General features: G+C 54.5%; 13 protein-coding genes. 3 read left to right on the forward strand and 10 right to left on the reverse strand.

Translation table 11 applies throughout. From position 1 onward, the window contains the following. Positions 1–80: 80 nt before the first annotated feature. The 3 genes from menF to N7E69_RS00930 form a co-directional block, all read right to left on the reverse strand. A complete protein-coding gene (menF, locus tag N7E69_RS00920) occupies positions 81–1,376 on the reverse strand; it encodes an isochorismate synthase MenF (protein WP_000555673.1) in 1,296 nt (431 codons plus the stop codon). Between the two features lie 100 nt (positions 1,377–1,476). Beyond that, complete coding sequence (gene elaB, locus N7E69_RS00925; protein WP_001522308.1) at positions 1,477–1,782, reverse strand: stress response protein ElaB; 306 nt, start codon at positions 1,780–1,782, stop codon at positions 1,477–1,479. 54 nt (positions 1,783–1,836) lie between these two features. Then, positions 1,837–2,298: a GNAT family N-acetyltransferase gene (locus N7E69_RS00930; protein ID WP_000568155.1), complete on the reverse strand. Its 462-nt coding sequence runs from the start codon at positions 2,296–2,298 to the stop codon at positions 1,837–1,839. 60 nt (positions 2,299–2,358) lie between these two features. On the opposite strand from N7E69_RS00930, the gene rbn reads away from it, so the two are divergent. After that, positions 2,359–3,276, forward strand: a complete 918-nt coding sequence (rbn, locus tag N7E69_RS00935; protein WP_000419093.1) for a ribonuclease BN — start codon at positions 2,359–2,361, stop codon at positions 3,274–3,276. A gap of 65 nt (positions 3,277–3,341) precedes the next feature. Beyond that, positions 3,342–4,343 carry a chemotaxis protein gene (locus N7E69_RS00940; protein WP_000368560.1) on the forward strand — a complete coding sequence of 334 codons (1,002 nt, stop codon included), beginning with the start codon at positions 3,342–3,344 and terminating at the stop codon, positions 4,341–4,343. Positions 4,344–4,383: 40 nt separating this feature from the next. Here the strand turns inward: N7E69_RS00940 and N7E69_RS00945 are convergent, their stop codons facing one another. Then, on the reverse strand, positions 4,384–6,165 hold the full coding sequence (locus N7E69_RS00945) for a vWA domain-containing protein (protein ID WP_000931748.1): 1,782 nt from the start codon (positions 6,163–6,165) through the stop codon (positions 4,384–4,386). Positions 6,166–6,684: 519 nt separating this feature from the next. Here N7E69_RS00945 and N7E69_RS00950 point away from each other — a divergent pair. Continuing rightward, a complete protein-coding gene (locus N7E69_RS00950) occupies positions 6,685–6,792 on the forward strand; it encodes a hypothetical protein (RefSeq protein ID WP_001674899.1) in 108 nt (35 codons plus the stop codon). A 261-nt stretch (positions 6,793–7,053) separates the two neighbouring features. Here the strand turns inward: N7E69_RS00950 and nuoN are convergent, their stop codons facing one another. The 6 genes from nuoN to nuoI all read right to left on the reverse strand — a co-directional run bounded on the left by nuoN (position 7,054) and on the right by nuoI (position 13,605). Continuing rightward, complete coding sequence (nuoN, locus tag N7E69_RS00955; RefSeq protein ID WP_000156675.1) at positions 7,054–8,511, reverse strand: NADH-quinone oxidoreductase subunit NuoN; 1,458 nt, start codon at positions 8,509–8,511, stop codon at positions 7,054–7,056. 6 nt (positions 8,512–8,517) lie between these two features. Then, positions 8,518–10,047: an NADH-quinone oxidoreductase subunit M gene (gene nuoM, locus N7E69_RS00960; protein WP_000926428.1), complete on the reverse strand. Its 1,530-nt coding sequence runs from the start codon at positions 10,045–10,047 to the stop codon at positions 8,518–8,520. Positions 10,048–10,360: 313 nt separating this feature from the next. After that, entirely contained in the window at positions 10,361–12,202 is a 1,842-nt protein-coding gene (gene nuoL, locus N7E69_RS00965) for an NADH-quinone oxidoreductase subunit L (protein WP_001056577.1), read from the reverse strand. Beyond that, the gene (nuoK, locus tag N7E69_RS00970; protein ID WP_000612687.1) at positions 12,199–12,501 is read right to left on the reverse strand and encodes an NADH-quinone oxidoreductase subunit NuoK; all 303 of its coding nucleotides are present in this window, start codon (positions 12,499–12,501) and stop codon (positions 12,199–12,201) included. The genes nuoL and nuoK overlap by 4 nt, the downstream gene beginning before the upstream one ends. Next, positions 12,498–13,052, reverse strand: coding sequence for an NADH-quinone oxidoreductase subunit J (gene nuoJ / locus N7E69_RS00975; protein WP_000393524.1), 555 nt, complete (start codon positions 13,050–13,052; stop codon positions 12,498–12,500). Before nuoJ ends, nuoK begins: the two co-directional genes overlap by 4 nt. Positions 13,053–13,062: 10 nt before the next feature. After that, entirely contained in the window at positions 13,063–13,605 is a 543-nt protein-coding gene (gene nuoI / locus N7E69_RS00980) for an NADH-quinone oxidoreductase subunit NuoI (RefSeq protein ID WP_000172746.1), read from the reverse strand. Positions 13,606–13,610 lie beyond the last annotated feature (5 nt).

A 13,610-nucleotide genomic window follows, 5' to 3' on the forward strand; every position in this document is an offset into this window, starting at 1 on the left:
TGTCCGGTATCAATCATTGGGACTAAGTATAAAGAGCTGCAAAAATGGATTATTGATATGGGTCGGGAATATGTGACTCATTACGCATCCATCTGCAATAAGGTACGTAACCCGGCCGCTTTATTATCTATTTCCTGCCATTCCTGTTCCGGATCGGAGCCGCGGACGATTCCCGCGCCGGCATACAATCGCACCACATTGGCCGTCACTTTGGCTGAACGTAACGTCACGCAAAACTCACTTTGCCGCGTGGAGAGATAGCCTGCCGACCCGGCATACCATTCACGTTCGAACGGCTCATGTTGTTCTATAAAACAACGCGCGGGTTCACGAGGGATCCCGGCGACCGCTGCGGTAGGCTGTAACTGGTGCAGGCAGAGCGTGTCGTCCGCCTGATTAAGCGCCGTCCAGATACAGCGGCGCAAATGCTGAACCTTGCGCAGTCTGAGCACCTGCGGCGGCAGCACATCCAGCGAGTGGGTGCAGTTTTGCAGTCGCTGGCAGATGTCTTCGACAACCAGCATATTTTCTCGCTGGTTTTTATCGTCTTTCATTAACCATTCGCCAAGCTGCCAGGCTTTATGGTTATCCGGATGGTTCGCCACCGTCCCAGCCAGCGCTTCGGTACGCAGCGCCGTTTCACGCCGCCGCCAGAGCCGCTCCGGCGATGATCCCAGAAAGGCGGTATCGGCGGAAAAGGCCATAAAAAAGTGGTAGCAGTTGAGATTTAAACGACGACTGGACGCCATCATCGCGGCGGCATTGACCGGACGGGAGAATTGTAAGTCGGTGGCCCGCGCCAGCACAACTTTATCAAACGCCTCTTGCGCAATGGTGTGGGTGGCCTGCTGAATCAGCTTCACCCAACCGTCTTTGTCCGGCCAGTGTTGTTCGCTCGTGAGCGAAAGGCGTAGCGCCGGAATAGGCTTAATGCCGACCAGAGAAGCGAGAAACGCTTTCGCCTGGCGCGCATCATCGCGTAGCGAAACGTCACTGTGCAGATGTAAGCGTAAGGTCGCCGTACCACCGCTACGTCGCCACTCCAGCCGCGGCAGCAATAAGTAGCCCTCTTTCGGCTCGAACGCATTCAGCCCCCAAATACGCAGGTCAGGCTGCGCGTGCTGACGTAAAAACCGTTGCGCCAGATCGAGCGATGAAAATACGGTGATGGCCCCGAGAACGGCAGCTTCTTCGTCGCCATTGCGCTGTTGCCAGTAGAATTGCGGAAAGGATGACTGGCTGGCCAGCCAGCTCAATGCATCGAAGGCATCGTTTAAAGGGAAAGGCGCATCGAAAACGCAAAGCCCTGGCGTCGCCGGTATCTCTTGCGATAGCTGACGCGTCAGATTTTCCAGCGCAGTAGTAATAGAATGCACGCGGACCCTCCCTGTTAAAAACCCCACATTATACGGGGTACTGCCCTAAAAAAGCAGTACCTCATTTAGGGAGGGTTGCAATTCTGTTCAGTGGGGGGATTTAGCGCCGCGCCAGCAGCAGTCCAAGCACCAGTCCTACCGCCGCGCCTACGCCAATACCCTGCCAGGGTTTTTCATGAACGTAGTCATCCGCTTTATAAACGGCCTGCTTTGCCCGGTAATAATAGCTATCCGACGCATGGCTTACGCGGTTTTTCACCTCTTCCAGCGCTTGTTCCGCGCGGGCTTTCAGCTCAATGTATTTTTGATCGGCGGGATCGCCTGAGGAACGTAAAACCTCTTCCAGCGTTTCGCTGAGCAAAGTCAGATCATCATCAACACGTGATTCACCAAATTGATATGACATTCTCATTCTCCGTTGTGTTAACACCTGCTCCTAACTATAGTCAACGGTTTCGGTTTATGCCTGATGAACCTCCCGCGCCATTCCCCGGTGCGGAATGCCGTCTTCGTCATAAACATCGGTAACCGGAATAAAACCAAACCGCGCATAAAAAGGTTGTAGATGCGCCTGCGCCCCCAGATATAGCGGCTTATCCGGCCAGTGCCGCCCACAAGATTCCAGCGTTTTCGCCATTAATTGCTGGCCCAGTTTCGCCCCTCGCCAGGCATCGCTGACGATCACCCGGCCAATGACAACCGGGTCTGATTCGTTATCGCTTTTCAGAATCCTCGCATACGCCACCAGCTCATCCTGATGCCAGCCCAGAATATGCCGATTGTCGCCGACTAAATCATCGCCATCCACATCCAGGTAAGGACAGCGCTGTTCTACCACAAAGACCGCGCAGCGCAATTTGAGTAACGCGTAAAGTTGAGGAACGGTAAGTTCGCTATGGTGGAGATCCTGCCAGTCAATCATGATGCGCTCCTGTGTTGTGGTAATCTTGGGTTAAACGATAACCAAACGTGTATGGACAAGATGGAATTAATTTTTTTAGGTACGTCCGCAGGCGTTCCCACGCGCTCACGCAATGTAACGGCAATTTTATTACATCTGCAACATCCAACGCAGCCGGGAGTATGGCTTTTTGATTGCGGCGAAGGGACACAGCATCAAATGCTTAATACCGCGTTTCATCCCGGTAAGCTTGAGCGCATTTTTATCAGCCATCTTCACGGCGATCATCTGTTTGGCCTGCCGGGTCTGCTATGCAGCCGGTCGATGGCGGGGAACCCCCATCCGCTAACCGTATACGGGCCTCAAGGCGTGCGTGAGTTTATTGCAACCACACTGCGTCTTAGCGGTTCATGGACCGATTTTCCGTTGCAAATTGAAGAAATTAGCGCAGGCGATATTCTTGACGACGGTCTGCGTAAAGTGACCGCGTTCAGGCTGGAGCATCCACTGGAGTGCTACGGATATCGCGTTGTTGAACATGACAAGCCTGGCGCGCTGAATGCCAGGGCGTTAAAAGCCGCAGGCGTTACGCCCGGCCCGCTGTTTCAGGCGTTGAAGGCAGGAAAAACCGTCACGCTTGCCGATGGAAGGCAGATCAATGGCGCCGACTACCTTGCTCCCGCCGTGGCCGGGAAATCAGTGGCGATTTTCGGCGATACCGCGCCCTGCGAGGCCGCCCTCGCGCTGGCGCAAGGTGTGGATGTGATGGTCCATGAAACCACGCTGGATGCGTCAATGGAGGAGAAAGCCAACGCTCGCGGACACAGCTCCACCCGTCAAACCGCGACGCTGGCGCGGGAAGCTGCCGTCGGTCGGCTGATCATGACCCATATTAGCTCACGCTATGACGATAAAGGCTGTCAGCGCTTACTGGCGGAATGCCGCGCTATTTTCCCGGCGACGGAGCTGGCTTACGATTTTTCTGTTTTCCCGGTTTAGCGCTCCATTTTTTGTCCTCATTGCCGATAACACTAAAAAAGGCAGGCTTTCATAATGAGGTTAGGATGGACAATTTTCAGAAAGATATTGATGACAGGGCCAATTTAACCCTGTCCAACCGTTTTGAACTGCTGTTATTCCGTCTTGGTACATCGCTGCATGAACAGAAGTCAGAGCTGTTCGGCATCAATGTATTTAAGCTGCGCGAAATCGTACCAATGCCCGCCTTTACGCGCCCGGCAGGCATGAAAGCGCCGCTATTGGGCATGGTCAATATTCGGGATCAGGTCATTCCAGTGATTGATTTGCCAGCGGTAGCGGGATGCAAGCCGGAAACCGGGCTGAATATTTTGCTGATCACCGAATATGCGCGCAGCGTACAGGCATTTGCCGTCGAGTCGGTGGAAAATATTATGCGTCTTGACTGGCAACAGGTGCATACCGCCGAGAAAGCCGTCAACGGTCGCTACATCACCAGTATTGCCTGCCTGGATGATAACAAAGAAACCAACAACCTGGCGCTGGTGCTCGACGTTGAGCAGATCCTTTATGATATTGTCCCCTCCAGCCACGATCTGCGCGCCACCAATCTGAAGACCAATAAATTTTATATTACCCCTGGCGCGGTAGCCATTGTGGCGGAAGACTCCAAAGTCGCCCGCGCGATGCTGGAAAAAGGGCTGAACGCGATGGGAATTCCGCACCAGATGCATGTGACCGGCAAGGATGCATGGGAGAGAATCCAGCAACTGGCGCAGGAAGCGGAGGCCGAAGGTAAGCCAATTAGCGAGAAAATCGCGCTGGTCCTGACAGATCTTGAGATGCCGGAGATGGATGGCTTTACGTTAACGCGTAAAATTAAAACCGATGAACGGCTGAAAAAGATCCCGGTCGTTATCCACTCTTCCCTTTCCGGCAGCGCCAATGAAGATCATATACGTAAAGTGCAGGCCGACGGCTACGTGGCCAAGTTTGAGATTAACGAACTCTCTTCGGTCATTCAGGAAGTGCTGGAGCGCGCAGCAACAAACAGCCAGGGACCACTGATCAGCCGCAAAAGCGCCTGACGTAACAGGGGATGCCTACAGTACAGGCATCCCCTGACGCTTAGTGAGACAAGCCTTCCGCCAGTTTTACCAGTTTAATAAACTCCGCGCGATAGCCTTGTTTATCTTCCCCGCGCGCCTGTTCACCCCATTTAATAATTTGCGGCCAGGTCGTATCTGCCAGCGTTTCTGAGCCACGCAGTTTTTGCCCGAAAGCCGCTACCGCCGCGCGGAAACGAAAATCTTCAGAGGCGTCAGCAAAGATCGGCATCTTTCCCATAACGACCGGGAGCTCGGCTAATGTACTTTCGCTGCCCTGCGGCGCTTTCCAGCGCAATTTGATCCACGCCAGCTCGCTTGATTTTGTTGGCTTTGAGGCGGCTTTGTCCTGAGCGTAGCGCAGTTTATCCACCGAGGCTTTCTGCCCGTTAAGCGTCAGTTCAAAGAATAGCGTGACGTGTTTACCCGCGCCGATATCACCGGCATCAACCTTATCGTTATTGAAATCCTCGTCGCGCAGTTGGCGTTTTTCATAACCAATCTGCCGGTACTCAGTCACCCACTGCGGATTAAATTCGATTTGCGATTTTACATCTTTGGCAACGGTGACCAGCGTTTGATGCATCTCATCCTTGAGGACTTTTTGCGCCTCGGAGAGGGAGTCGATGTAGCTGTAATTGCCGTTACCCACATCAGCAATCCTCACCATCATGGCTTCGTTGAAATTGTCATCGCCGACGCCCAGCGTAGATAAGGTAATACCTTTCTCACGCTCTTTTTTTACCAGCGCTTCGATGTCTTTGGGATCGGTAATACCGAGGTTAAAATCACCGTCGGTGGTCAACAAAATGCGGTTAACGCCGCCTTTGATAAACCCTTTTTCGGCCTGCTCGTAGGCTAGCCGTAATCCCGCTTCACCACCGGTACTCCCGTAAGTATCCAGATTATCAATTGCCGCTTTAATCGCGGTTGTGTTATTTCCCGCTGTAGACGCCAGCGCGACGTGAGTGCCGCCCGCGTAGGTCACAATAGTGATGTTATCCTGCGCACGCAGATCGTTCACCAACAGTTTTAGCGCCGACCGGATCAACGGCAGGCGTTCCGCTGGCTGCATAGAACCAGAAGTATCAATGAGAAAAACCAGGTTGGCAGGTGGCAGATCTCTGGTCTGCATGTCCCGGGCCTGAACATCAACTTTTAATAGCGTACGCTGCGCGTTCCACGGCGAGGGAGCCAGTTCGTATTTAACCGCAAATGGCATCGGTATACAGGCCGCAATGGGTTTAGTGTTATCCTGCTTATCCGCAACGGGCTGAGGCGCGGGAAAATAATTGAGCATCTCTTCTACCCGCACGGCTTCCGGCGGCGGCAGTTGTCCCTGATTCAGAAAGCGCCGCACGTTAGCGTAGCTGCCAGTGTCTACATCCAGACTAAACGTGGCGAGCGGCGCCCGACTTACCTGTTTAATCGGATTTTCATCGTAGTGTTCGTAACGCGCGGTCCCCATTACATTACCGCCTTGTGCAGCGAACGCTTTTGGTGCCGCGGCACGTGTCTGCATTACATATTGCGGTGCTTCGGCTGTTGCCAGAGATGCCGCTTTGGCATCTGCCAGGGCTTTGGCTTCAGCATATTCGGCTGCTTTTTTCGCAGCCTGTTGGGCGGCCTCGGCTTGTCTTTTCTGGACAGTGTCATCCCCGGCCTGAGCGCTATTTTCTTTCTGGATAGTCCGCTTCTGTTTTAACTCAGCCGGATTATTTCCCTGCGGGTCGGAGGGCTCCGGCCCACAGCCCGAGAGAATAACCCCACCCAACAACAGCATTAATGTTTTTCCGTTAAGCATACAAATTCCTTTTCAATTATATTCGGGTAATTCTCTGCAGATGTCCTGCATTATATTCCGCTTTACTTTTATTATCAGCATGACGAAAGTAGAAAATAATTTTACCTGCGTTAATAGCCACCAATAATAAAAAAGATAATTATATTTTTGAGGTAAATAATATTTACGTTTAAGATGAACGGCTTAATCAGTTGCTGGCGTTCGACCCACAGATTCTGCGTGAAGAACACTATTTACAGGTGACCGATTTACCAAAAGTGAATATATAAGATGGGGGACTATCTGCACTGTGCCCTCGCCGATACTTCCTTTTACAACCCACCAAACAGCAATCCATTAAGCCGTGCCGACACTCACGTTATTGATGGAAAGATATTATATGCCGCCGTCACATGAAATAATGAAGTGAGCGCGATCGGACGCCTTGAAAAACGCTGACAGAAATACGCTTCAGATCAAATTTTTCCCATTGAAGTCGATGAGATAGACATTTATCCGGGAAACGGGTCACGAAAACAGTTGGGAGAGTTGTTCCACTGCCTGATGCAAGAAATGGACAAACTGCTGAGTTTTTATCAGCGATGCCTGAGAAATGACAGTCACGTTATAATTTTTATAGCGGAGTAATGGGCCATATGTTTATCACTTCGACAATTATTGTGAATTACCCATATGAAACCGCTGGCGCTTACGGAACCGCCCAACATCCGGCTCTGCGTTCATCGGAAAAGTGTTGGGTTTCGGCTACGCCTCACCCAACGAGTCTATGGTCTCTATGCGTCACAGGTTTTCATAAGTTGGATGCAATCCAACATTTAGAGGCTCAGGTATTGCTCATCAGCCTCAACCGCCGATAAATCGGCGGTTATTGACATCATCAACGCGGCATTACATCAGCGGCATCGCCAGTTGCACAAGGCTAATCAGCGGCTGCGGCCAGACGCCCAGTACCAACACCAGCAACGCGGAGATCAGCACCACGATACCGCCTGCGCTGTACTGCCAGTTTGTCGGCGCGTCGCGTCCCGGTTGCTGCGGCGCGTGCAGGTAGAGACTCACCGCAACGCGCAGGTAGTAGTACAAACCAATCGCGGAACCCACCACCACGGCGGCGACCAGCCACCACAGGCTGGCCTGAACGCCGACCGCCAGCACGTAGAATTTGCCGATAAAGCCCAGCGTCATTGGGATACCTGCCAGCGACAGCATCATCACCGTCATCACCGCGGCAAGAACCGGACGGTGCCAGAACAGACCACGGTAAGAGTACAGGGAGTCGGCATCCGGGCCGCGGAACGGGCTGGACATCAGGCTGACCACGCCAAACGCGCCGAGGCTGCTGAACAGATAACCGGCCAGATAAACGCCTACCGCTTCCATCGACATCTCGCCGCTCTGCAGGGCAATCAGCGCCACCAGCAGATAGCCGAGGTGAGAGATAGAAGAGTAACCGAGCAGACGTTTGATGTTGGTCTGGCTCAGCGCCATCAGGTTACCGAAGATGATAGAGGCAAAGGCGATAATGCCCAGCACCACGCGTACCGCTTCGCTGTCGCCTACCGGCGCATACAGGAACAGACGCATCACCACGCCGAAGATAGCGATTTTGCTCGCCGTCGCCAGGAAGGTGGAAACCGGCGCAGGCGCGCCCTGGTAAACGTCTGGCGTCCACAGGTGGAACGGCACCAGAGAGAGTTTAAAGCCCAGACCGACAATCATCAGGCCAAAGCCCGCCAGCAGCAACGGCTCGTGCAGCATACCATCGCCGAGGCTCTTACCGAGCGCTTCGAAAGACAGGTTGCCGGACTGCGCGTACACCAACGCCATCCCGAACAGCAGGAAAGACGAGGCGGCGGCGGAGAGGATGGTGTATTTGATACTGGCTTCCAGCGAGCGTTTCTGGCGGAAAGCATAACCAATCAGGCCGAACAGCGGCAGTGAGATCAGTTCAATACCGAGGAACAGCGCCGCCAGATGGTTGGCGTTCGTCAGCAGAATTCCGCCCAGGCTGGCGATTAACACCAGCAGGTAGAACTCTTCCTGGTTATCGTTATAGCCTTCAAGCCACGGGTAGGCAAAGGTGCAGGTGGCGAGGCTCGCCAGCAGCACCAGCCCGGTGTAGAGCATCGCAAAGCCGTCAACGCGCATTAGCGGCGTGACGTCCATTGCCCCAGCCTGGCCGACAAACCAAAGCGAAACCAGAGCAGCGTTAAGCCCAATGACCGACAGCGTGGCATTGAGGAAATGATTGCGTCGCCACGCAATGGAGAGCATCACAACCACCACCGTCAAGCCGACGATCAGCAGCGGTAGCAGCGCAATCAGGTGTTGTGGAGTTATTGTCATGGCGATTTACGGCCTTGTAGTAGTAACAGAATTAACAAACCACTGCTGGATGTTGCTCATCGCAGAATGCGAGGTATCCAGAATCGGCTGCGGATAGAAGCCAAGCAGTACCAGAAGCACCACCAGCAACAGAATGATAAACAGCTCGCGCAGCGACATCCCTGGCAGTTCCTGGCTGGCAATCTGGCTCTTCGCTTTACCAAAGTAAGCGCGATGCAGCATCGCCAGCGAGTATACAGAGGCGAATACCAACCCAAAGGTGGAGATCACGGTAATCATCGGCACCACCTGGTAGCTGCCGAACAGAATCATAAATTCGCCGACAAAGTTACCGGTGCCCGGCATACCGAGCGTCGCCACCGCAAAGAACATGGACAGCGCAGGCAACCACTTCATCTTGCCCCACAGGCCGCCCATCATACGCATGTCACGCGTATGCAGACGTTCGTACAACTGGCCGCACAGAATGAACAGACCGGCTGCGGACAAACCGTGTGCAATCATCTGAATCACCGCGCCCTGGTACGCCAGCTGACTGCCGGTGTAGATAGCGATCAGCACGAAGCCCATGTGGGAAACGGAGGTATAAGCAATCAGACGCTTGATGTCGTATTGGGTAAAGGCCATCCACGCGCCGTAGAAAATGCCGATAACGCCAAGCCACATGGCGATAGGCGCAAACTCCGCCGACGCGTTCGGGAACAATGGCAGGGAGAAACGCAGCAGACCGTAAGCGGCGGTTTTCAGCAAGATACCCGCCAGGTCAACGGAACCGGCGGTCGGAGCCTGGGAGTGCGCGTCCGGCAACCAGCCATGCAGCGGAACCACCGGCATTTTCACCGCGAAGGCGATGAAGAAGCCCAGCATCAGCAGATATTCCACACCGTGGGACATCGGCGTGTTCAGCAGCTCTTCATAGTTGAAGGTCCACACGCCGGTCGCGTTGTAGTGCACAAAGACCAGCGCCAGGATGGCAATCAGCATCACCAGACCACTTGCCTGGGTGTAGATGAAGAACTTGGTTGCCGCCGTGATACGCGTTTTCCCGTCAGAAGCTTTGTGGCCCCACAGCGCTATCAGGAAGTACATCGGCACCAGCATCATTTCCCAGAAGAAGAAGAACAGGAACATGTCGATGGCCAGGAACACGCCGATAACGCCGCCTAAGATCCACATCAGGTTCAGGTGGAAGAAGCCCTGATATTTTTCGATTTCTCGCCAGGAGCAAAGCACCGCCAGAACGCCGAGCAGGCCGGTCAGCACCACCATTAGCAGCGACAGTCCGTCGAGCGCCAGATGGATAGAGATGCCAAAACGCGGGATCCACGGCAGGACAAATTCAGATTGCCACTGTGGAATACCGGCGGATTGCGTCAGTGAGTAGCCGCCCTGCAACCACAATTGCAGACCGAGCGCCAGCGTCAGCCCCATGGTAATCAGCGCTATCCAGCGCGGCACCTTCACGCCAAAGCGTTCGGTCTGCCAGCACAGAAAGCCGCCGATAAAGGGGATTAATATCAACCAGGGTAATAACATAGCTAAGTATGTCCCTTATATTTACTCCTGCTCAGGCTATCTCACTCGTCAGCCCAAATCCTGCCAGTGCTCACACAAAACGCAGCGCGTTTTGAACGTCCGTAAGGACGGCCCCGTAGGGGTGAGCTTCGCGAATCATCCTCACGTACTTCAGTACGCTCCGGTTGCTGTGCGCTGGCGGTATCCGGTCTGACTTCGCCGATGACGCCTGTACTTCAGGAACAGATTTTCAACGAATTCTAAAAATTATTTTTGGGTTTGTAGGCCGGATAAGCACTGCGCCATCCGGCAGTCGTTCATCCAGCCAACAAACTCAACGCAGTACCATCAACAGTGCCAGCACAACGACAGCGCCGATGCTCATGGATGCCACATACCAGCGCAAATAACCGTTCTCGCTCAGTACCAGGCCTTTGCCTGCAAAACGGGAAAGGATAGCCGGAATGTTCATCAACGCATTAAGCGGGTCGCGCTTCAGCAGCCAGGCGATACCGAGGAATGGCTTGACGAATACTTTGTCGTACAGCCAGTCAAAGCCCCAGGCGTTATACCACCAGGTCCCCAGCAGGCGGCCCGGCGCGCTGTTGGCGATCGACGTCACCAGCGTGCGTTTACCCAGCCACAGCCATGCGGCAATCAGGATGCCGGCAATCGCCACTACGCCAGAGGTAATTTCCAGGGTCAACACACGACCATGCGCCAGTTCAGTTGTCTGCGGCAGCACCCCCTGCAGCGGCGGCACAATCAGCGCGCCAACAAAGGTAGACAGAATCATCAGGACAATCAGCGGCAGATGGTGGGTAATCCCCTTCCCTGCATGAGCATGAATTTGTTCTTTACCGTGGAATACGATGAAAATCATCCGGAAGGTGTACAGGGAGGTCATGAACGCGCCGACCAGACCCGCCACCATCAGATTGATATGGCCGTTCGCCATCGCGCCAGCCAGGATCTCATCCTTACTGAAGAAGCCCGCAGTGACCAGCGGCAGCGCCGACAGCGCCGCGCCGCCCACCAGGAAGCAGGCATACACCAGCGGAATGGACTTACGCAGACCGCCCATCTTAAAGATGTTCTGTTCGTGATGGCAGGCCAGAATGACGGAACCGGACGCCAGGAACAGCAGCGCTTTGAAGAACGCATGGGTCATCAGATGGAAAATCGCCGCATCCCACGCCTGTACGCCAAGCGCCAGGAACATGTAGCCAATCTGGCTCATGGTGGAATAGGCCAGCACGCGTTTGATGTCGGTCTGCACCAGCGCGGCGAAACCCGCCATGACCAGCGTAATCGCCCCGATAATACCCACCAGATGCAGAATTTCCGGGGTCATCAGGAACAGGCCATGCGTGCGTGCGATCAGGTAGACACCGGCGGTCACCATGGTAGCGGCGTGGATCAGCGCGGAGACCGGCGTCGGACCGGCCATCGCGTCGGCAAGCCAGGTCTGCAACGGTAGCTGCGCAGATTTACCGACCGCGCCGCCCAGCAGCATCAGCGTCGCCCACATCAGCATGTTGTTGCCGTCAGCAAAGTGCGCTGGCGCCAGCTCGACCATTTCGCGGAAGTTCAGCGTGCCCAGTTCGTTGTAGAGAATGAACAGCGCGAAGGCGAGGAACACGTCACCGACACGGGTCACCACGAAGGCTTTCATTGCCGCTGCGCCATTCTTCGGATCGCTGTAATAGAAGCCGATCAACAGATAAGAGCACAGGCCCACGCCTTCCCAGCCGAGGTACATCAACAGCAGGTTATCGGACAGCACCAGAACAACCATGCTGGCGATAAACAGGTTGGTATAAGCGAAGAAGCGAGAGTAGCCCTCTTCCCCACGCATGTACCAGGACGCGAACATGTGGATCAGGAAGCCGACGCCGGTGACCACAGAGAGCATGGTCAGCGACAGGCCGTCCAGCACCAAATTAAAACCGATGTTGAAGTTACCGACCGACATCCACGTCCACAGCGGCTGGCTGAACGCCTGTTTGCCGTTGGCGAAGAAATCCATCCCGACAAACGCTGTCACCAACGCCGCCAGACCAACGGAGCCCACGCCAATGGTCGCGGAGAGATTTTCCGACCAGCGTCCGCGAGAGAACGCCAGCAGTACAAAGCCAATCAATGGCAGAATAATGGTTAAGGCAAGCATGTTCATCCACGCATCTCACTTACTGAATCGATGTTCAGGTTCTGGCGACGGCGATGGAGTTGCAGCAACAGTGCAAGTCCAATACTCGCTTCCGCAGCCGCAAGGCTGATGGCGAGAATGTACATCACCTGACCATCGGTCTGGCCCCAGTAGCTCCCGGCGACCACAAAGGCCAGCGCGGAGGCGTTAATCATGATTTCCAGCCCGATCAGCATAAACAGCAGATTGCGGCGGATAACCAGACCGGTTAAACCCAGGACGAATAAAATCGCAGCGAGGATCAGTCCATGTGTTAAGGGGATCATGCGCGCTCCTCCGTTTTTCTTTTCGCGCGGTCATCGGTGCGGTTGCTTAGCACTTCGCCCGCACGCTCTTCACGACCGACGTGGAACGCCACCACCAGGCCTGCCAGCAGCAGCATAGACGCCAGTTCGACCGCCAGAACATAAGGCCCGAACAGCGTAATGCCCACCGCTTTCGCGCTAATCGGCGTGCCGTCGATGCCCTGGTCGTTAACGCCCAGAATGGCGTACACAATGACCGCCAGCATAATGGCCGACAAAACCGCCGGACCAATCCACACCTGCGGCTTCAGCCACTGGCGTTCCTGTTCGATTTCGCTGCCGCCGAGGTTGAGCATCATCACCACGAACACAAACAGCACCATGATGGCACCCGCGTAGACGATAATTTCCAGCGCACCGGCAAAGTAAGCGCCCAGCGAAAAGAACACCCCGGAAATCGCCAGTAGCGATATCACCAGATACAACAGCGCGTGTACCGGATTGGTATGGGTGATCACTCGCAGGGTCGCGAGGATGGCTATCAGGCCACAGATATAAAAAGCGAATTCCATTGCCCTCTCCTTACGGTAACAGGCTCTTGACGTCGATAGGCTTGGCTTCGTTCGCTGCTTCGCCTTTATCTTTGCCGTCGATTGCCATACCCGCCATCCGGTAGAAGTTATATTCCGGGTATTTGCCCGGACCGGAAATCAGCAGATCCTCTTTTTCGTACACCAGATCCTGACGTTTGTATTCGCCCAGTTCGAAGTCCGGGGTCAACTGAATCGCCGTGGTCGGGCACGCTTCTTCGCACAGGCCGCAGAAGATGCAGCGTGAGAAGTTAATGCGGAAAAATTCCGGATACCAGCGGCCATCTTTGGTCTCCGCTTTTTGCAGAGAGATACAGCCTACCGGACAAGCTACCGCGCACAGGTTACAGGCAACGCAGCGCTCTTCACCGTCCGGGTCGCGCGTGAGCACGATACGGCCACGGTAACGGGGCGGTAAATAGACCGGCTCTTCCGGATACATCCGCGTTTCGCGTTTGGCGAACGCATGCAGGCCGATCATCCAGATACTGCGTACCTGAGTGCCGAAACCTACTAATAATTCTTTTAAGGTCATGGTCT

The organism is Salmonella sp. 3C, from assembly GCF_025426275.1.
Lineage (GTDB): Bacteria > Pseudomonadota > Gammaproteobacteria > Enterobacterales > Enterobacteriaceae > Salmonella > Salmonella enterica.